This is a genomic window from Pedobacter chitinilyticus (genome assembly GCF_003313385.1).
Taxonomy (GTDB): domain Bacteria; phylum Bacteroidota; class Bacteroidia; order Sphingobacteriales; family Sphingobacteriaceae; genus Pedobacter; species Pedobacter chitinilyticus.
Genome location: NZ_QMHN01000001.1, coordinates 922,304 through 942,849 on the forward strand (window position 1 = coordinate 922,304; position 20,546 = coordinate 942,849).

Annotated in this window: 19 protein-coding genes and 1 pseudogene; 12 read left to right on the forward strand and 8 right to left on the reverse strand. The window is 37.6% G+C overall.

Translation table 11 applies throughout. The features are described from left to right. Window positions 1-4 precede the first annotated feature (4 nt). Window positions 5-775, reverse strand: a complete 771-nt coding sequence (locus tag DUT70_RS03945; RefSeq protein WP_113645979.1) for a queuosine precursor transporter — start codon at window positions 773-775, stop codon at window positions 5-7. A gap of 126 nt (window positions 776-901) precedes the next feature. On the opposite strand from DUT70_RS03945, the gene DUT70_RS03950 reads away from it, so the two are divergent. The 5 genes from DUT70_RS03950 (at window position 902) to DUT70_RS03970 (ending at window position 5,362) form a co-directional block, all read left to right on the forward strand. After that, on the forward strand, window positions 902-2,047 hold the full coding sequence (locus DUT70_RS03950) for a methionine aminotransferase (RefSeq protein WP_113645980.1): 1,146 nt from the start codon (window positions 902-904) through the stop codon (window positions 2,045-2,047). Window positions 2,048-2,060: 13 nt separating this feature from the next. Then, on the forward strand, window positions 2,061-2,861 hold the full coding sequence (locus DUT70_RS03955) for a nitrilase family protein (protein ID WP_240432017.1): 801 nt from the start codon (window positions 2,061-2,063) through the stop codon (window positions 2,859-2,861). A gap of 8 nt (window positions 2,862-2,869) precedes the next feature. Continuing rightward, entirely contained in the window at window positions 2,870-3,886 is a 1,017-nt protein-coding gene (locus DUT70_RS03960; protein WP_113645981.1) for a N(4)-(beta-N-acetylglucosaminyl)-L-asparaginase, read from the forward strand. 45 nt (window positions 3,887-3,931) lie between these two features. After that, window positions 3,932-4,702: a copper homeostasis protein CutC gene (locus tag DUT70_RS03965; RefSeq protein WP_113645982.1), complete on the forward strand. Its 771-nt coding sequence runs from the start codon at window positions 3,932-3,934 to the stop codon at window positions 4,700-4,702. 249 nt (window positions 4,703-4,951) lie between these two features. Further along, entirely contained in the window at window positions 4,952-5,362 is a 411-nt protein-coding gene (locus DUT70_RS03970) for a hypothetical protein (RefSeq protein ID WP_128353285.1), read from the forward strand. A gap of 6 nt (window positions 5,363-5,368) precedes the next feature. Here the strand turns inward: DUT70_RS03970 and DUT70_RS03975 are convergent, their stop codons facing one another. Beyond that, complete coding sequence (locus DUT70_RS03975; RefSeq protein WP_113645984.1) at window positions 5,369-6,142, reverse strand: hypothetical protein; 774 nt, start codon at window positions 6,140-6,142, stop codon at window positions 5,369-5,371. Window positions 6,143-6,552: 410 nt separating this feature from the next. On the opposite strand from DUT70_RS03975, the gene lepA reads away from it, so the two are divergent. After that, entirely contained in the window at window positions 6,553-8,340 is a 1,788-nt protein-coding gene (gene lepA / locus DUT70_RS03980; protein WP_113645985.1) for a translation elongation factor 4, read from the forward strand. Window positions 8,341-8,423: 83 nt separating this feature from the next. Continuing rightward, window positions 8,424-9,302 carry a bifunctional 5,10-methylenetetrahydrofolate dehydrogenase/5,10-methenyltetrahydrofolate cyclohydrolase gene (locus DUT70_RS03985; RefSeq protein ID WP_113645986.1) on the forward strand — a complete coding sequence of 293 codons (879 nt, stop codon included), beginning with the start codon at window positions 8,424-8,426 and terminating at the stop codon, window positions 9,300-9,302. Window positions 9,303-9,485: 183 nt separating this feature from the next. On the opposite strand, the gene DUT70_RS03990 is transcribed toward DUT70_RS03985, so the two are convergent. Further along, complete coding sequence (locus DUT70_RS03990; protein WP_113645987.1) at window positions 9,486-9,815, reverse strand: Rieske (2Fe-2S) protein; 330 nt, start codon at window positions 9,813-9,815, stop codon at window positions 9,486-9,488. Window positions 9,816-9,820: 5 nt separating this feature from the next. Continuing rightward, window positions 9,821-10,603 carry a hypothetical protein gene (locus DUT70_RS03995; protein WP_113645988.1) on the reverse strand — a complete coding sequence of 261 codons (783 nt, stop codon included), beginning with the start codon at window positions 10,601-10,603 and terminating at the stop codon, window positions 9,821-9,823. A gap of 79 nt (window positions 10,604-10,682) precedes the next feature. Between DUT70_RS03995 and DUT70_RS04000 the strand changes: the two genes are divergently transcribed. From DUT70_RS04000 to DUT70_RS04010, 3 genes are all read left to right on the forward strand, one after another. Further along, window positions 10,683-11,306, forward strand: a complete 624-nt coding sequence (locus DUT70_RS04000; protein WP_113645989.1) for a 7-carboxy-7-deazaguanine synthase QueE — start codon at window positions 10,683-10,685, stop codon at window positions 11,304-11,306. Between the two features lie 90 nt (window positions 11,307-11,396). Continuing rightward, window positions 11,397-13,283, forward strand: a complete 1,887-nt coding sequence (locus DUT70_RS04005) for an OmpA family protein (protein WP_113645990.1) — start codon at window positions 11,397-11,399, stop codon at window positions 13,281-13,283. Between the two features lie 8 nt (window positions 13,284-13,291). Further along, window positions 13,292-13,762 carry a hypothetical protein gene (locus DUT70_RS04010; RefSeq protein ID WP_113645991.1) on the forward strand — a complete coding sequence of 157 codons (471 nt, stop codon included), beginning with the start codon at window positions 13,292-13,294 and terminating at the stop codon, window positions 13,760-13,762. Window positions 13,763-13,767: 5 nt separating this feature from the next. On the opposite strand, the pseudogene DUT70_RS04015 reads toward DUT70_RS04010, so the two are convergent. The 3 genes and pseudogenes from DUT70_RS04015 to recQ form a co-directional block, all read right to left on the reverse strand. After that, window positions 13,768-14,490 (reverse strand): annotated as a pseudogene (locus DUT70_RS04015) (YqjF family protein). Window positions 14,491-14,492: 2 nt separating this feature from the next. Beyond that, the gene (gene kdsA / locus DUT70_RS04020; RefSeq protein ID WP_113645992.1) at window positions 14,493-15,305 is read right to left on the reverse strand and encodes a 3-deoxy-8-phosphooctulonate synthase; all 813 of its coding nucleotides are present in this window, start codon (window positions 15,303-15,305) and stop codon (window positions 14,493-14,495) included. Between the two features lie 69 nt (window positions 15,306-15,374). Continuing rightward, window positions 15,375-17,564 carry a DNA helicase RecQ gene (gene recQ, locus DUT70_RS04025; RefSeq protein WP_113646559.1) on the reverse strand — a complete coding sequence of 730 codons (2,190 nt, stop codon included), beginning with the start codon at window positions 17,562-17,564 and terminating at the stop codon, window positions 15,375-15,377. An 87-nt stretch (window positions 17,565-17,651) separates the two neighbouring features. On the opposite strand from recQ, the gene DUT70_RS04030 reads away from it, so the two are divergent. Then, the gene (locus DUT70_RS04030) at window positions 17,652-18,617 is read left to right on the forward strand and encodes a KpsF/GutQ family sugar-phosphate isomerase (RefSeq protein ID WP_113645993.1); all 966 of its coding nucleotides are present in this window, start codon (window positions 17,652-17,654) and stop codon (window positions 18,615-18,617) included. Between the two features lie 21 nt (window positions 18,618-18,638). Beyond that, entirely contained in the window at window positions 18,639-19,730 is a 1,092-nt protein-coding gene (locus tag DUT70_RS04035; RefSeq protein WP_113645994.1) for a mannose-1-phosphate guanylyltransferase, read from the forward strand. Here the strand turns inward: DUT70_RS04035 and rlmB are convergent. Further along, the gene (gene rlmB / locus DUT70_RS04040) at window positions 19,727-20,497 is read right to left on the reverse strand and encodes a 23S rRNA (guanosine(2251)-2'-O)-methyltransferase RlmB (RefSeq protein WP_113645995.1); all 771 of its coding nucleotides are present in this window, start codon (window positions 20,495-20,497) and stop codon (window positions 19,727-19,729) included. The two genes, DUT70_RS04035 and rlmB, sit on opposite strands and share 4 nt — an antisense overlap. Window positions 20,498-20,546 lie beyond the last annotated feature (49 nt).

Consider the following 20,546-nt stretch of genomic DNA (forward strand, 5'->3'; position numbering starts at 1 on the left):
TTCCTTAGCCTCTAGCGGCCAATTTAATCATTCGATGAGCTAGATCTTTACCCAAATACTTATCTATAACGGCATGTACTACATATAAAATTGGCGTCATTAACAAGGCGACAATAAATTTATAAGTATAGCCAACCAAACCAATAGCGGCTACCATTTGCCAGCTCCAATGATAAGCTGGATTAAGATAGAATGCAATAAAAATCACTACAAAACTATCAATCAGTTGAGATACCAAGGTAGAACCCGTAGCTCTTAACCATAGGGCTCTTTCTCCCGTGAACTTTTTAATTCTGTGAAAAATCAGCACATCCACCATCTGCCCTATTAAAAAAGCGGTAATAGAACCAACAATAATCCACATTCCCTGACCAAAAATTGCATCAAAAGCATCGGGCATTCTTAATGGCTTGCCGTTAACTTCTTGGGTCATCCAAAAATCCGCAGGTTCCAATTTAATGGCCATCCACACTACAAAAAATGCAAAGCCGATTAATATGGCGGTTAATATCGAAAGGAAGCGTACTTGCTTTACCCCAAAATATTCGTTAATGATATCCGTCATGATAAAAACAATAGGCCAAGTGAGCACGCCAGCCGACATATTATAGGATAGATTGGGAACGCCAAACAAGTTGATATCAAACTTCTTGATGCCCAATACACCTTCTACAGAGAATATTTTTACGCCAATAAATTCAGACATCAAGGTGTTTGCCACAAAAAACGCCCCGAGAACGAGTAATAATCTGCTTTCTTTGGTTTTAAAAGTCATAGCATCTAAAGTACAAAAAAAATGAAAATAGCGAATACTCCAATTTTGGGTGGGCCGAAAAAACTTGTTAATCTCGCATCCTTAACGACTAAATAATTCAGTAATTTTTAATTATTTTCGTAGCAGATGATGAATATAAACTCGAAATTACCCACCGTAGGCACTACCATTTTTACAGTAATGTCTAAACTTGCCGCAGACCATCAAGCCATTAATCTATCGCAAGGTTTCCCTGATTATGAAACCAACGAGCAACTTATAGCAGAAATTAGCCAAGCCATGAAAAGTGGTTTTAACCAATATGCACCTATGGCAGGCTTGGTTTCGTTGAGGGAGCTGATTTCTGAAAAAATCGAAAATCTTTACGGAACGAAATATCATCCAGAAACCGAAATAACCATTACCGCTGGAGGCACACAAGCTATTTTTACGGCGATAAATACCTTTATTACCGCGGGTGACGAAGTCATTATTTTCGAGCCAGCGTACGATTGCTATGCTCCTACCATAAAACTGTTGGGCGGATTGGTTAAACCTTTCGAGCTGCAAGCTCCCGACTATAAAATTGATTGGGAGATGGTGAAAAAGTTGTTTTCGGCCAATACCAAAATGATTATCATCAATACGCCTCATAATCCTACTGGAAGTATTTTGCGTAAACAAGATATTGAGGCGTTAATTAAACTAACCAAAGACACGGATATTCTTATTTTAAGTGATGAAGTTTATGAGCATATCATTTTTGATGGCGAACAACATCAAAGCGTAGCTTTATATCCCGAATTAGCAGAGCGAAGCCTGATTGTGGCCTCATTTGGCAAACTTTTACATGCTACCGGATGGAAGGTTGGTTACTGTTTGGCACCAGAAAAACTGATGTCTGAATTCAGGAAAATACACCAATTCAACGTTTTCAGCGTTAATACCCCTATGCAGGCAGGTATCGCTAATTATTTAAAATCATCTAACGTCTATCAGGAAATTCCTGTCTTTTTTCAAAAGAAGCGGGATTATTTCCAAGAGCTTCTTAAACAAACAAAATTTGAACTTTTACCTTGTAAAGGCTCATATTTCCAGTGTGTAAGCTTCGCAAATATCAGCGAGGAGAAAGATACTGATTTTGCTAAACGACTGGTAAGCACTGTGGGTGTGGCAGCCATTCCAGTTTCGGCATTTTACACCCAAAAGATCGATAACAAAGTTATCCGCTTTTGTTTTGCCAAAGAAGATAGCACGCTCGAAAAAGCAGTAGAAAAACTAACTAAATTATAAATATTAACCGCTCATGGAACCACATTACCTCAACATTCAAAACTTAAAAATTACGATTTTTCAAGCCTACCTATTCTGGGAAAACATTGAAAAAAACTTGCAGAATATAGGCTTGCGATTGTCGGGTGGCGTACGTGAGAAAACTGATTTAATAGTTCTTCCAGAAATGTTCAACACTGGTTTTACCATGAAAGCTGAAGAATTGGCTGAGGATATGGATGGTAGAACCATGCAATGGATAAAAAAAACTGCTGCCAGCTATGATTGTGTAGTGACTGGAAGTTTGATTATTAAAGAAAACGGTAATTATTACAACCGCATGGTGTGGGTAAAACCAGATGGCGAATACCAATATTACGATAAACATCATCTTTTTGGCTTGGGCGAGGAAGACAAACATTTCTCGGCAGGTAACGAACAGGTGATTGTAGAACTAAAAGGATGGAAAATACGCTTGGCGGTTTGTTACGACTTGCGTTTTCCTGTTTGGTTAAGGAATAAAAATGCTGCTTACGACATTTTGTTATTAGTGGCTAGCTGGCCAGATAAGCGTTCATCGCACTGGAGAACCTTGATTCACGCCAGAGCGATTGAAAACCAAAGTTATGTCATTGGCGTAAACCGCGTTGGACATGATGGTAACCAGATTTATCATAGTGGCCACTCTATGTGCATCGACCCTTTGGGCAATACCGTTTACTATAAACCAGAAGACGAAGACCTCTATACTTTCAGTATTAACTACACCGAATTAGAAAAAATTAGAAGACAATTTCCTTTTTTGAAAGATTCTGACGAATTTGAGATTAACTAACTTAACAAATGTATAATCGAAGGAAATTTATTCAGACCACTGCACTTTCTGCAGCTATTGTGACCTTGAGCAAAGCTTGTATTTCTAAAAGTAGCAGTATTAACAAGCCTATAGTCATTTCTACTTGGGATTTTGGGGTAGCGGCAAATGCCGAGGCATGGAAGACGTTAAGTAACAAAGGTAAAGCGCTTGATGCCGTTGAAAACGGTGTTAAGGTAGCAGAAGCTGATGTGAAGAACCAATCAGTAGGTTATGGCGGCTTGCCAGATAGAGACGGTATTGTAACATTAGATGCCAGTATTATGGACCATTTAGGCAATTGTGGTGCTGTGCTTGCCTTAGAGCAAATCAAACATCCTATTTCCGTAGCTCGTTTAGTGATGGAACAAACGCCTCACGTTATGCTCGCTGGAGATGGCGCCCTACAATTTGCTTTGGAACAAGGATTTAAAAAAGAGAACTTACTTACAGAAAAAAGCAAGAAAGATTGGCTAGAGTGGCTTAAAACCGCTAAGTATAATCCAGTGAGCAATATCGAAAATAAGCTTTACGATAAAGCCGCTCCAGAAAGATTACCGGGAAATCAATTCAACCACGATACCATTGGGATGTTGGCGCTTGATGCGCAAGGCAATTTAGCAGGTGCTTGTACTACCAGTGGAATGGCTTACAAACTACACGGTCGTGTAGGTGATAGTCCTATTATTGGTGCAGGCTTGTACATTGATAATGAGGTAGGTGGTGCTACCTCTACTGGTGTTGGCGAAGAAGTAGTGCGTAACGTGGGCTCTTTTTTAGTGGTTGAATTGATGCGTCAAGGATATCCGCCTGAAGAAGCTTGTAAAGAAGCAGTGATGCGTATCATTAAAAAGAAAACCAATAGCACTAAAGACCTACAAGTAGGATTTTTAGCATTGAGCAAAAACGGCGAATATGGCGCCTATGCTATTCAAAAGGGTTTTACTTTTGCAGTTTGCGATAGCCAAAAGCAAGATTTGATTATTAAAGGGAAAAGCCACTACTAACCCCTAAATCCCCTAAAGGGGACCTATCAACTAGATGATATAATTATGAATCATAATAACAAAAGCCCCTTTAGGGGTTTGGGGTTAGAAATCTGTGCAAACTCCATTGAATCGGCTATCGCAGCAGAAAAAGGTGGTGCTGATAGAATTGAACTCTGTGCAAATTTAGGAGAAGGTGGTACTACGCCAAGCTATGGTCAAATTAAATGGTGTATGGAGAATTTGGGATTGGAAGTTTGGCCATTGATACGTCCCAGAGGTGGAGATTTTTTATATACCGATGCAGAATTTGAATGTCTTTTAGAAGATATATCTTTCTGCAAACAAATTGGTTGTCATGGTATAGTTACAGGGATACTAGATAAAGATGGAAATGTAGACGAGACCCGTTGTCGCCAAATCATAGCCATGGCCTCTCCTATGCCTGTTGCCTTTCACAGAGCTTTTGACATGAGCCAAAATCTGAAAGAAAGCTTGGAAGCGATTATTGCTTTAGGCTTTGTCAGGATCTTAACTTCTGGTGGAAAAGCGAATGCAGAAATTGGCACAAATGAAATTGCCCAATTGGTTTTACAAGCTAACGGTAGGATTGAGATCATGCCTGGTGCGGGGATTAATAGCGATAATTTATTGGAAATTGCGAAGATTACTGGAGCAAGGTGTTTTCATACCACTGCCAAAGATAAGTTTGCTAGCAAAATGATTTTCCAAAATGCAATTGGTAAAATGGGCAATAAAGATTCCGATGAATTCAGCTATGATCAAACCGATTTAGATAAAGTAAAAGTTTTAAAGGAAACACTCAATAGTTTATAAATAAGAAAGAAAAACCTCGTAGGTTTTCAAAACCTACGAGGTTTAGATAAATCAAAATGATATGAGGTTAAACATTTACTTATCCATTTCATTACTGTTATTTGTTGCTTCATTTTATATACTTGGTAGCTTAGAAATAGAAATGTTCGATACTTATTATGTGATTAACTATACTTACATCTTTAGAACCTTCGCTGTTTTATTTTTTTCAATATCGTTACTTCTGCTGTTCCTTAAACTTAAAAGAAAATGAGATTACTTTTTATTCTAATGCTATTTCCAATTTTTGGGTGGTCTCAAACCAATGCACCTAGTTTTGTAAAAGGCACTTTTGTTGACGATTATGGTATTAAATATTCGATTAATGATACGTTGTGGGTACAGCATCCAAATATCAAATACCACATTATTAAGTGGAATGTAGCCGAACAATATGTGATTGCTAAAAATGGCAGCGGCCACAAGGCGGACGAAAATAAATATACCCGTATTGATTTCATGACCTTTGAAGGTATGGAGCCATGGAAATGGGGATTTTGCCTCACGGCTTACAAAGCAAAAACGGATACAGAAGCGGAACAAACTGCTGCTGCAGACAGGAAAAATCCCAGAAAAGGTTGTAATGGTTATCCTTTTTCGAGGATGAAAGCCAGCCGATAACATCTGTTAGTCACTAGCTGGACTACGTAAAAACTTCAATACTTTGTATTCATTGTACGCCATGATAATATTATAGCCTAATAATGCTATGATCAACGGATTAACATGATTCATGAAATCTAATCCCATTATAGCGGAAGGGATAAAGACCAAAACGACGGTGCCAATTGCAAGAAAAAAAGCTGTTTTAATTGAGCCAAACAACATTGATAGCCTTACCATGTTATCCCATTTAAATTGATTTGGATTGCGAAATAAACGGATAAGATTATTTAATAGATAAAAGAAAATCAGAAATACTGTTACACCTGACAATAGTGAATTATCTAAGGATGGAAATTGTAAGTGTTTGGCTAAAACGAAGTAGCTCACCACAACTACACAGGTCAGTATTTTAACCAATTGAAAGTTTTTTCCCTCAACCAGCCATTGAGAAAAGGCATTACCCTTGTCATTTAGCGAAAGTAACTTTTGTCGGGCGTCATTACTAAGGCCAGTAAACGGACTGATAAGCCCAATTACCACCATTAATAGCGTTGCGGAAAACTGAAAGGAAATATCTGCGATTAAAATGCTTATTCGCTCTTCAGTTAGTATTTTAACCGAAAATAGAGTTAGCAAAATAATTGAAGCCATTACCACATGGAATACAAATGGAAAATAATTGATTAACTTATTCCCTTTTATCATAGAGGTATCAACTACCTGACCCTTGCTATCGATAATGTTATTTGCCTTGCGAACAATAGCTATAATGAAAAAAATAAAAATAAAGCCCATTAGATGATATGAGATAGATATATAACAAATATATATTTTATTTAAATGCCAAACTATGCTTGTAGGATTGGTTTGTTCGGTAGCTGCTTCGCGGTGTACCTCGCAATGACGAACAAACTGGCGAAAAGAAAAGGTAATAACAGCACTTCAGTCGTTAAATAAACCCGATTGAAGTGGAAATCCTTTTTATCATCACTTCCACTAATAGGATGTCACGCTGAGCTTGCCGAAGCGTATTTGCCACGAAGAAACCATTCGACAGGTTCCGGATGAAAGCGACGATAAAAAGATTGCAACGAAAAGCGGGACTTGAGGTACAAAAGAATCTCAAAACCACCTTTTCTAAACCTCATTTTTCTACCAATTATTGCCTGTTAAAATTTGCTTAAAAAAGCTATCTTTGCACAAAGATGAAGCATATACGTAATTTTTGCATAATTGCACATATTGACCACGGTAAGAGTACCTTGGCCGACCGTTTATTAGAATATACCAACACGATTTCGCAACGTGAGGCACAGGCGCAGTTGTTGGACAACATGGATTTGGAGCGTGAGCGAGGCATTACCATTAAAAGCCACGCGATACAGATGAACTATAAACTTGATGGTCAGGAATATGTGTTCAACTTGATTGATACGCCAGGACACGTAGATTTTTCATATGAGGTTTCGCGTTCTATTGCCGCTTGTGAGGGTGCTTTGCTTATTGTAGATGCTTCTCAAGGCATTCAAGCCCAAACTATTTCGAACCTTTATTTGGCGTTAGAGCACGATTTAGAAATTATTCCAATCTTGAATAAAATGGACTTGCCTGGCGCCATGCCAGAAGAAGTAAAAGACCAAATTATTGATTTGATTGGCTGTGACAGAGATGATATTATCCCTGCATCTGGTAAAACAGGCATGGGTATTCCCGATATTTTAAAAGCGATTGTTGACCGTGTGCCTGCTCCTGTAGGGAATCCTGAGGCGCCATTGCAAGCTTTAATTTTTGATAGTGTTTTTAACTCTTTTAGAGGAATTATTGCTTACTACAAAGTGGTAAATGGGGAAATCAAAAAAGGTGACAAAGTAAGGTTTATCAATACAGAAAGACAATACATTGCCGACGAAGTGGGTATTTTGAAATTGGACATGGCTCCTCGTAATTCGGTGAAAACTGGTGACGTAGGTTATATCATTTCTGGGATTAAGGAAGCTCGCGAGGTAAAAGTTGGTGATACCATTACTACGGTAGAAAATGGCTCTACAGAAGGTATCCAAGGTTTTGAAGAGGTAAAACCGATGGTATTTGCAGGTATTTATCCTGTAGATACGGAGGATTATGAAGAGTTGAGAGAAGCCATGCACAAGTTGCAGTTGAATGATGCTTCTATCGTGTTTGAGCCAGAAAGTTCGGCAGCTTTGGGTTTTGGTTTCCGTTGTGGTTTCTTGGGAATGCTTCACATGGAGATTATCCAAGAGCGTTTGGAACGTGAATTTGACATGACGGTAATTACTACTGTACCCAACGTATCGTACAACGCGTATGGTACCAAAGGTGATGTGTTTGTGGTAAACAATCCTTCTGATTTGCCTGATCCAAGTAAATTGGATTATGTTGAAGAGCCTTTCATTAAAGCGAATATCATTACCAAAGCCGAGTTTGTTGGACCTGTTTTGAGTTTGTGTATCCAAAAAAGAGGTATCATCGTTAATCAATCATACTTAACTTCGGATAGGGTTGAGTTGATTTTTGAAATGCCAATGGGCGAAATTGTATTTGATTTCTATGATAAATTGAAAACGATTTCTAAGGGTTATGCTTCGTTTGACTACCACCCTATTGGTTACCGTAAATCGGACTTAGTAAGACTGGATATGCTTTTGAATGAGGAACCAGTAGATGCTTTGTCGTCGTTGATTCACCGTTCAAATGCTTATGATTTTGGTAAAAAGATTTGCGAGAAATTGAAAGAGCTTTTACCTCGTCAACAATTTGAAATTAAAATACAGGCTTCTATCGGAGCCAAAGTAATTGCCCGCGAAACCATTAGCGCTTTACGTAAAGACGTAACGGCAAAATGCTACGGTGGTGATATATCGCGTAAGCGTAAGCTGTTAGAAAAGCAGAAAAAAGGTAAAAAACGTATGCGCCAAGTAGGTAACGTTGAAATACCTCAAAGTGCTTTCATGGCAGTGTTAAAATTAGACTAATTTGTTTTGAGTTGCGAGTTACAGGTTACGAGTACAGTATCAGAACCTATAACTCACAACTTGTAACTCATAACTTATATCCAATGCAATTATTAGACGGAAAATACGTATCAGAAAAAGTTAAAGTACAGATCGCAGAAGAAGCAGCTCAATTTTTAAGCGAAACAGGTAGGAAACCTCATTTAGTTGCCATTTTGGTGGGTAACGACGGTGGTAGCGAAACTTATGTTGCTAGCAAGATGAAGAACTGCGAAAAGGTTGGCTTTAAGTCGTCTTTATACCGTTATGATAGTACCGTAACTGAAGCTGAATTGCTGGAAAAGGTTAGAGAAATAAATGCTGATGCTGACGTTGATGGATTAATTGTCCAGCTACCGTTGCCTAAGCATATTGACCCTGAAAAGGTTACCGAAGCGATTGACCCTAAAAAAGATGTAGATGGCTTCCATCCTATTAACTTGGGTAGAATGATGCGTAATTTACCTTGCTACATTCCAGCTACACCTTATGGTATTTTGTTGATGTTGCAGGCTTACGATATTGATACTATTGGCATGCACTGCGTGGTAGTGGGTCGTAGTAATATTGTAGGTAGCCCAATGAGTGTTTTAATGGCTCGTAATGCTAATCCAGGAAACTGTACCGTGACCTTAACGCACAGCAAAACCAAAGATTTAAAAGAGCAAGTTTTACAAGCTGATATTATTATTGCTGCTATTGGTAAAAAGAATTTCATTACTGCAGATATGGTGAAGCCTGGTGCTATTGTGATTGATGTGGGTATCAACAGAGAAACTTCTACGGAAACCAAATCTGGCTATAAATTGTATGGTGATGTAGATTTTGAAAATGTAGCACCTAAGTCTTCTTACATTACTCCTGTTCCAGGTGGCGTAGGTTTAATGACTATTGTTGGTTTGTTAAAGAATACATTGGCTTCTGCGAGGAAAGAGATATATTAATCTTTATGATATTTTAACCACCTTAGACACCTAAGATCATTTTAGTTTTTAAACATTTAGTTTTTCTGGCTTTTTCTATTAATGCCTTAATCATCTTAATTTCTTAATGGTTTTTAACCAATAGACATTTAGTTTTATTGCACATGCCACTTAAATGTTCTAAGGTGTCTAAGGTGGTTCATCTCAACTAAACAACTTTTTCCAAAAACTCTCTTTCAAGCCAATATAAACGCCATCCACCCTTTCTTCAACGGGATAAATATCAATGTAATCTCCTTGACCAGCTGCTCCCCTTCCCGTTTGCAAGCTATATTCGTAACGATGTATGGGACAAATGATATGACCATTTTTACACCAGCCACCGCTTAATATTCCACCAGCATGAGGGCAAGTGTTTTGCACTGCGTAAAGGTTATTTTCGTGTTTTATCAGACATATTTTCTTCCCTTCTAACTTGATGAGCTTCACAAAATCCTCCTCTGGAATTTCCATATCAAGTTTATGCCACTTCATCAACCTTAATAATTAACCAATAGATACAGTTCCTTAGGGTTTTCTAAATTTTCAAACACATCCATGCTCAATTTCACTTGCTTCTTATCCGCAGAAAGTACCGCTTTTGGATCGTTAACACTTTTGGCTGGCTTAGGTAAATTAATGACGATGGTATTGGTTAGTTTAAGCCCCATTGCTTTAAACATTTTTAAGGAGGCTTTAAGTTGTTCGCCTTCGCCTTCCGCATTTAAATAGTCTGCCTTGGTTTTTCTTTCAAAAGAAGTTGCGGTAACTTTATAATCGAATTCGTTATTCTCAAATGGCGACTTGCTATCTCCTCTCTCTGTATCATCCGATTGAAAATTCTTATTCCCGATTTTTTTGTCGACATCTGCCCTTTTCATCAATCTTCCAAAGTTTTTGAAAAAGTAGTTCAATTCATCCAATGATTTACCTTTATTGGCTACAGAAAGTTTCATGATATTGTTTGGCATATCCATTTTCATGTCCATATCGGTCTGTTGAAGTAAGCCTAACTCTTGCGCATTGAATTTTTTTCTAATACTATCGGGCATGGCACTACCTAAATTAAAAGTAGTGTCCTTCACCTCGCCTTTGGCTTTATCTGCTTGTTTAACCGAATCTGGTGTAAATGAAGAGGCCATTTTCATCAAGCCACTCATATCCATATCGTATTTAACTTCATAAGAGCCATCCGTTTTTAAGGTATAGGTTTCTTGTACATCAAAGCAAGAGACTAAAAAAAGACTGTAGACTAAAAGAAATGGGAAGAATAACTTTTTCATGTTCAATTAAAATTACTTTAGCAAGATACAGAACTTATGATATTTATGGCATAATTATTTACCTTTGTGCCCTTAAATTATGGCACATCAAATACCAGAAGACGGCACGTTACTTCCCTTGATGGAAGAATTTTACACCATACAGGGCGAAGGTTTCAACACAGGTAAAGCGGCTTATTTTATCCGTTTGGGAGGTTGCGACGTGGGTTGCCATTGGTGTGACGTGAAAGAAAGCTGGGATGCTGAACTTCATCCATTAACTACTGCTGATGATATTGCAGCTAAAGCAGCTACTTTCCCAGGAAAAGCGGTGGTGGTAACTGGCGGTGAGCCTTTGATTTATAATCTAGATTATTTGACCAAAAAGCTTCAAGATCAAGGCATTTTGACCTTTATCGAAACTTCAGGTGCTTATCCCCTTTCGGGTTCTTGGGATTGGATTTGTTTATCTCCTAAGAAATTTAAAGCGCCTAGACCTGACATCACTCCTTTTGCGAATGAACTAAAGGTAATCGTATTCAACAAAAGTGATTTTGAATGGGCAGAGAAATATGCCGAAATGGTAGGTCCAAATTGCAAGCTATATTTACAACCAGAGTGGTCGAAGGCTAAAACAGTAACTCCGCTAATTGTGGATTATGTGATGGCCAATCCGAAGTGGGAAATTTCATTGCAAACGCACAAATTCCTGAATATCCCTTAGCTAGTTGCATTGCTAATTTGTTTTATTGTTGCTAACTTGCTTAGCTGAATTCCGTTTGGCTTTTAGTCTTTCGAGTTAAAATCATGTGATATGCGCAAGTTCCTTTTGATATTTCTTTGTTTAAGCCAATTTGTATACGGTCAATCTACCATTAAAAAAGCACAGAACAGCTTCGAAGATGCCCAACAGTATGTAAGACAAAATGTGTTTGATGAAGCCATCAAATATTTGAATGATGCCGTAAAAGCAGACCCCAAATTTCAACGGGCTTATTTACAACTTGGTGATATCTATAAACGACTTAGGAACATTCAAAAAGCAAAGGAAAATTATCGTTTGGCGGTAAAATCTGCCGCTGTAGAAAATGCTAACGTCTATTTCAATTTAGGGGAAACGGAACTGCAAACAGGTGATTATAAAGAAGCAAAGCAGAATTTTGAACTTTTTTTAGCGCACGCCGCCAATGTAGATCAAAAATTCAAAGACAAAGCTCAAAAATATATTATCGATTGTAATTTCTCTATGGAAGCGATTAAAAAGCCTGTGCCTTACGAGCCTTTTAATATGGGTTTTTATGTGAACAGCGAACATCGTGATTATTTTCCAGCGCTTACTGCTGATGGAGAACAAGTCATCTTTACCAGAAATATTCAAGGAAATGAAGATTTTTATACTTCCGTAAAGAAAAATGGTGAGTGGCAAAAAGCGGTATCCTTAAGTGAGAACATCAACACTCCGAATTTTAACGAAGGAGCTCAATCTATATCGCCTGATGGCAGGTATTTGTTTTTCACCAGCTGTAACCGACCTGATGGCGCGGGACGTTGTGACTTATACGTTTGTCGTCGCGAAGGTAAAGATTGGAGTGCACCAGTTAATTTAGGGCCTACCATTAATACTCCTGAATGGGAATCGCAACCTTCCATCAGTGCGGACGGTAGTACGTTATACTTTTTGAGTAATAGAAACGGTGGTTTTGGGGGTTACGACATCTGGAAGTCTGTGATGAATGATGAAGGTCAATGGACTACGCCTACCAATTTAGGTCCAAACATTAATACCCCTTATGATGAGGCCACCCCTTTTATTCACCCAGATGGTAAAACACTCTATTTTTCTTCGGATGGCTGGCCAGGCTTTGGGCAAAAGGATATTTTTTACAGTAAACTACAAGCAGATGGTACATTTTCCAAACCTGTCAACCTAGGCTATCCTATCAATACATTTAATGACGAATTTGGTTTCGTAGTCAGTGCTGATGGAAAAGAAGGTTTATTTTCTTCCAATTTAAATGGTGGTTTTGGAGATGTAGATATTTATCGCTTTAAACTACCAGAAAACCTAAAACCTAATCCTGTTACTTATGTGAAGGGAATTATTAGAGATCGGGAAACCAAAGAAACCTTGGAGGCTTCTGTTTTAATCATCAATTTAAGAAATAAGGATGCTGCCTATAATGAATATACCGATAAAAGCACAGGCGATTTCATGGCGGTAATGCCTGCCTACGAGCAATATTCTTTTAACATCTTGGCCGATGGCTATTTGCTATATTCAAACCACTACGACATTAAACCAACAGATGCTAACAAACCTTATGAGGTAGAGATTTTGTTGGATAAAATTAGTGTAGGCAGTAAAGTTTTGCTTAATAATATTTTTTTCGACACCAATAAATACGAACTTTTACCTACTTCAATGGTGGAGCTGAATTTACTTGCCGAAACACTTAAGAGTAATGTGAGCATGGTAATAGAAATACAAGGCCATACCGATAATGTTGGCGAGGTAAAGACTAATCAAAAGCTTTCAGAAAACAGAGCTAAAGCAGTATATGATTACTTGATTGCAAAAGGAATTGACAAAAAACAACTGACTTACAAAGGTTATGGTGAAGAAAAGCCAGCTTTTGATAATACTACAGAAGAAGGAAAGCAGAAAAATAGAAGAACTGAGTTTTTAGTAGTTAAAACATAGACTAAAAAATGAATGCTAAATGTTTTTGCTGTATTCTAATTGTTTTCATTTTCTTAGCTGGATGTAGAACCAGAGAAGTTTCTTATCGCAGGGATAAAATCATTAAAAAATTTAAACATTATAAAATATACTTAAACAATAGGGATTTAATTGATTTAGATACATTTTATTTAGACAAGGACAATGTGGCTAGAGTAATCGCAAACAATCAAAGTTATCGCCTTAGCATTTTTCAAAAGAATAAAAAAAATAGATTTTATAGCCTTGATGAAGTCATAAAATCCTTCGAAAAAGAATTGGATACTTCGGATAGTTTAATTAATATTATTGATGGAATTTTTATAGAACCTCTTAAGCAAAAATCTATAAAATTTGAACAAGACGTAGTGAAAGCAGTTGTCTTCATCAAAAAAGAAGAAGTTTGGAAGCATCTACCTCATGCCAAATCAGGGATTGTTCTCATCACAATAAAAGACTAAGCTATTTATTTCGATATTTTCTTTCCTTTTAACACATTAATTGGAGAACCCTCGGCAAGCATTACTGATGTTGGTTGAGCTTGGCTCAAGAAATCGAAATCCCTACCATAGTTAGCTCCAAAATCTACCTCAATATTATATTCCTTAACAGGATATACTTCCCATCGTGGATGCTCTACTTGATATTCGGAAGCTAGGTTTAAGCCTATTTTAGTGTAGCCCCAAAAGTGCTCGGTAATAAACTCTTCTTTACTGCCAACCTCCATAGCTTCACTGCTTGGATGGGTGATCACAGCAAATTTATTCCAGTTTTTAGTCTTCCAAAGGTATTCTACCAACAGTTCCTTTTCATCACTCACCCATCTATGTTTCATGGGCAAAGTTTGGTAGTTTTCCTTATAGATGGTATTGGCTATAAAGGTAATGGCAGGTTTAGGAACTATTTCCTTAATGAAAACTACGCATCTTTTCCAAGTGCCATTTTCATTATACTTCACGTAGAACCGTAAGTTAACCTCCTCAAAATTAATATGGAATGGGATACCAAAACCTTTAAGCTTGGTATCCATAAACATAAAGCCTACTAAACTTACATAGTATTAACCTTGCCAATCATCCAATTCGGTAAATGGTGGTAAATATCTCTGCAATATCTCTTTATCAACTTCATAGTTAGCTAATGCTAGTTTTCGCCATTCAGCGGATAAAAAGACTTTGTTTCTAATCATTCTTAAATTACAGCCTGTCTTACTCTGATAAGCTTAATCAGTAGCTCTTCTAAAAGCGCAAGATTCAACATATTTGCCCCATCAGATTTTGCATTTGCAGGGTCAGGATGTGTCTCAATAAATAAGCCATCTGCTCCAACAGCAATTGCCGCTTTTGCAATGGTAGTAATCAGTTCTGGTTTTCCACCAGTAACCCCACTACTTTGGTTAGGTTGTTGCAAGGAATGCGTACAATCCATCACTACAGGTACACCGAAACCTTGCATTTCAGGTAAACCTCTGTAATCGACAATTAAATCTTGATAACCAAAAGTATTTCCCCTGTCGGTTAAAATCACTTTTTGATTTCCAGCTTCTTGGATTTTTTCCACGGCAAATTTCATTGAACCTGCAGAAAGAAATTGTCCTTTCTTTACGTTCACTACTTTTCCAGTGGCTGCTGCAGCAAGTAATAAGTCTGTTTGACGGCAAAGAAAAGCTGGAATTTGAAGCACATCAACATAAGCTGCTGCCATAGCCGCCTCGCCACTTTCGTGGATATCAGTAACGGTAGGTACATTGAACTCTCTACCTACTTTTTCCAATATTTTAAGTGCCTTCTCGTCTCCTATTCCAGTAAAAGAACTGCCTTTACTTCTGTTCGCTTTTCGGTAAGAGCCCTTGAAAATATAAGGGATGTTTAACTTATCAGTGATGGTAACTATTTTCTCGGCAATTCGCAAAGCAATTTCTTCGCCTTCAATAGCACATGGACCAGCCATTAAAAAGAAATTGTTACTATCTGTATGTTTTAATTTATCTAAGTAGTTTATCATTTTAATTTTAGTATTCAGTAGTTAGATATAAGTATTTAGACTTTATTTGCTTAAAGAATATTCACTTTACTAGTTCCCTAACTCACTCATGAATTTAATGCGCATGAGCTGGATTTCTTCTCTGGTATAATCAGTTTCACCCAAATCCCTTAATGCTAAGTCTATTGAATCGGTATCTGCTGATTGGAAATAGTCGAAAACTTCATCTTGCCTATCTTCATCTATCATCTCATCGATGTAATAGGTTAAGTTAAGTTTAGTGCCCGAATTAACAATAGCTTCTACTTCTTTGATGATATCAGCATAGGTAATGCCTTTTGAACGGGCAATATCTTCTAAGCTAATTTGTCTATCAATATTTTGAATAATAGAGACCTTTAAAGCCGATTTATTCGCCTGGGTTTTAATCACTAAATCCACAGGTCTGTCAATGTCGTTGTCTTCTACGTACTTCTTAATCAACTCAATAAATGGCGCTCCAAATTTAAGTGCCTTTCCATTACCAACCCCCGAAATCTGTTTTAACTCATCGCTGGTAATTGGATAGTGGGTACACATTTCTTCCAAAGAAGGGTCTTGGAAAACTACAAATGGGGGAACATTTTTTTGCTTGGCGATTTTTTTGCGAAGGTCCTTTAACAGTTGCAGTAGTTGTGTATCTAAAGCCGCAGTAGCTTGTTTTACTTCATCTTCATCGTCATCTCCTGCGGTATCTACAATTTCGTTTAATATAAATTTAAGACTATATGGGTTTTCTATAAACTCACGTCCAATTTTGGTAAGTTTCAGTAAACCATAATTGTCAATATCCTTCGCTAAAAAATTATTTAAAACGGCCTGTCTTAACAATGATTTCCATAAATTCTCACCATCTGCCTTACCTGAACCAAATTCTGGAAGTTTACTGTGTTCGTAAGCAATGGTTTGGGCCGTTTCGTAACCCATGAAAACGTTGATCAAATGGGCATCATCAAATTTTTCGCCGCTACTTTCTACCAATTTGAGTAGTGTGAGCAGTTTTTCTTCAGCGTCAAACTGTTGCTTTGGTTTTTTACAGTTATCGCACATGCAGTTACAGCCAGTTTCGTTGAAATTCTCTCCGAAATAGTGCAAAATTTGCTTTCGTCTACAAACAGAAGATTCGGCATAATCTATCACTTCCTTCAAAATCTGAGTACCAATTTCACGTTCAGAAACAGGTTTGTCTTTCATGAACTTGGCCAGCTTCTCTACGTCTTTCTGCGAATAAAAGGCAATACAAACTCCTTCGCCACCGTCACGACCAGCTCTACCTGTTTCCTGATAATATCCTTCCATGCTTTTAGGCACATCGTGATGAATGACAAATCTTACGTCAGGCTTATCAATTCCCATACCAAAAGCAATAGTGGCAACAATCACCTCTACATCTTCCATCAGGAATTTATCTTGTGTATCAGCCCTTACCTTTGGCTCCAATCCCGCATGATAAGGCAAGGCTTTAATCCCATTGATATTTAGGTTTTCAGCTACTTCCTCTACTTTTTTACGGCTTAAACAGTAAATAATTCCAGATTTACCTGGGTTGTATTTTACATATTTAATGATTTCTTTGTTGATGTTCTTTTTAGGGCGGATTTCATAAAAAAGGTTTGGCCTGTTAAATGACGACTTGTATAAAGTGGCATCCGTCATGCCCAAGTTTTTAATGATATCTTGCTGTACTTTGGGTGTTGCAGTAGCCGTTAAAGCAATAATTGGAATATTTTCACCCAATCCTGCAATCACCTGTCTGATTTTCCGATACTCTGGTCTAAAATCATGTCCCCATTCAGAAATACAATGCGCCTCATCTACTGCAACAAACGAAATTTTTAATAATCTTAAAAATTCGACATTCTCTTGCTTGGCTAAAGATTCGGGGGCAACATACAACAATTTGGTATGGCCGTTTAATAAATCGGTTTTCACCTGCGTGATTTCCGATTTGGTAAGTGACGAGTTTAAAAAATGCGCTATGCTATCGTTGCCTCCAAATGCCCTAATTTGGTCTACCTGATTTTTCATTAGGGCGATGAGTGGCGAAATTACAATGGCAGTACCTTCGCTCATTAAAGCTGGCAACTGATAACAGATGGACTTTCCTCCACCCGTTGGCATAATTACAAATGTATTTTTTCCCTCTAATATATTGGTGATAATCGATTCTTGATCGCCTTTAAAATTATCGAAACCGAAGAATGTTTGAAGGTTATCAAATAAAGACTTCTTGACGTCCATTTCCTGTGCTGAATATTGTGTGCTATTATTGTTCAAAATAACATAATTTTGCATTAATTAAAGTATTAATTTACTAATAAATTCTCTTTGGAAAGTAAAAAATCTATAATTGATTCGGCTACATCTACGCTGAAGCTGGAATCTGAAGCCATATTAGGGCTTATTAACTATATCGACGATGATTTTGTGGAGACGGTTAACACTATTTTGAATAGCCGAGGACGTGTGATCGTTACTGGAATTGGCAAAAGTGCCATTATTGCACAAAAAATTGTGGCCACTTTTAACTCTACTGGAACGCCAGCTGTTTTTATGCATGCCGCAGATGCAGTACATGGCGACCTAGGCATGATTCAAAAAGATGATGTGGTACTTTGTTTGTCCAAAAGTGGCAATACCCCAGAAATTAAACTGCTTGCCCCTCTTTTAAAACTATCAGGAAATAAGCTGGTGGGCATGCTGGGAAATATCAACTCTGATTTAGCCAAACAAGCAGATTTAATTTTGAATACTACCGTAGAAAAAGAAGCCTGTCCGCACAATTTAGCACCTACTACCAGTACTACCGCACAACTAGCTATGGGCGATGCTTTAGCCATTTGTCTATTGCAGGCTAGAAACTTCCAATCCACAGATTTTGCTAAATATCATCCAGGCGGTTCATTAGGAAAAAGATTGTACTTAAAGGCCGGCGATATTGCTGCCAAAAATGAAAAGCCGTCAATATCACCGAATGCGCCAGTAAAAGACATCATTATTGAAATTAGTAAAAACCGTTTAGGAGCTGTTGTTGTTACTGAAGGTGATGAGATCCATGGGGTAATTACCGATGGAGATATTAGACGGATGCTTGAAAAACATACCAATCTTGAAAATATCAAAGCTAGTGACCTGATGAACACCAATCCTAAGAAAATTGATTGTGAAGAGTTGGCCTTATTAGCGTTAGAAATTATTAAGAAAAACAATATTACCCAAATTTTGGTGACCAAAGAAGGTCGTTATTTTGGTTTGGTTCATTTACACGATCTTTTACAAGAAGGTATCGTTTAAAAAATTATATTTGCCTTGAAGATGAACAAAAACAGGTATGCATTAATTATGGCTGGCGGCGTTGGAAGTCGTTTTTGGCCAGTAAGTAGAACAGAATTCCCTAAACAATTTATAGATTTTTTTGGTGTTGGTAAGACACTTATACAAAGTACTTACGATCGCTTTCTGCAAATTTGCTTGCCAGAAAACATCTTCATTGTCACCAATGAAAGCTATGTTGATCTGATCAAAGAGCAACTACCTCAATTAGGTGAAAATCAGATTTTAGCTGAACCAATGATGCGTAACACAGCTCCTTGTATTGCTTACGGTTCTTCTAAAATTGCTGAACTTAATCCTGATGCTGTCATTGTAGTTGCACCATCAGACCACACCATTGCTAATCAAGCTGCTTTTATCAATGCCATTGAAACCTCGATGGAAGTGGCTGCACAGACTGATTGTTTAATCACTTTAGGAATTAAGCCAAACAGACCCGACACAGGTTATGGGTATATCCAATATACAGACGAAGTTTTAGTAGGTAATAGCGAAGTTCATAAGGTAAAAACATTTACAGAAAAGCCAAATTTAGAGCTCGCCAAGTCTTTCCTTCAAAGTGGCGATTTCCTTTGGAACGCTGGTATTTTTATATGGTCTGCGAGTGCCATTAACAGAGCATTACAAAGGCATCTACCAGACATGCACGAGATTTTTACTGGTGGCAGAACAGTTTACAATACTGATAATGAAAAGGCTTTTATCGCCAATGCTTACCAACTTTGCACCAATATCTCCATAGATTTCGGTATCATGGAAAAAGCAGATAATGTTTTCGTGTTGCCATCAGATTTTGGGTGGTCTGACTTAGGAACTTGGGCTTCTATTTACGAAATGGCCGAAAAAGATTACGTAGGTAATGCGGTAATACCTTCTGAACAGGTCATGATGTACGATTCTTCTAACTGTATGGTAAATGTACCGAAAGAAAAATTGGTCATTTTGCAGGGGATGCACGATTACATTGTGGTGGAGGAAAACAACACCCTATTAATCTGTAAACGAGCAGAAGAGCAAAACGTTAAAAATATTGTTGCTGATGTAAAAGCAAAGTTTGGCGGGAAGTTTATCTAACCCGTCACACGTTGTCTTACTGCTTCGTATAAAATTACCCCAGCAGCAACCGAAACATTTAAGGATTCGATTTTGCCAGCCATTGGAATTTTGGCCAAATGGTTGGCTACTCTTAATAAATCATTAGAAATACCCTCATCTTCGGAACCCATCAGAATAGCGGTAGGCATCGAATAATCAGGCGCATAAATTAAATCGTTGGTTTTCTCGGTACAAGCTACTACCTGCAAACCACTATCTTGTAAAAATAAACAGACTTTATGCAAATTCGCATGTCTACAAACTGGGATAGAAAATAATGCTCCCGCAGAAGTTTTAATCGCATCTGCGTTAATTTGTGCTGCATTTTTTAAAGGAACTACAATTGCGTGTACACCCACACAAGCAGCAGTACGGGCAATAGCGCCCATGTTTCTAACATCAGTCACACTATCCAGTACTAAAATTAATGGTGTCTCCCCTTTTTCGTAAATAGCAGGAATAATATCTTCGATATTTTGATAAGTAATAGGAGAAATTACCGCAATAACTCCTTGGTGGTTCTTTTGAGTCATCCTATTTAACTTCTCTATAGGAACCACGCTCATCGGGATTAAAGAACCCGACAATAAAGCTTTCAATTCTAGAAACAACTCGCCAGAAAGACCTCTTTGAACGTAAATGGTTTCTATATCACGGCCTGCTTTTATTGCTTCGATTACAGCCCTAATACCAAAAACAAATTCATTATTCTCTTTAATTCTTTGCGGTCTTCTAAAATTATCCATGCCTATTAATTATTGTGCAAAAGTAATTATTAAAAGCTCAATACAAGCT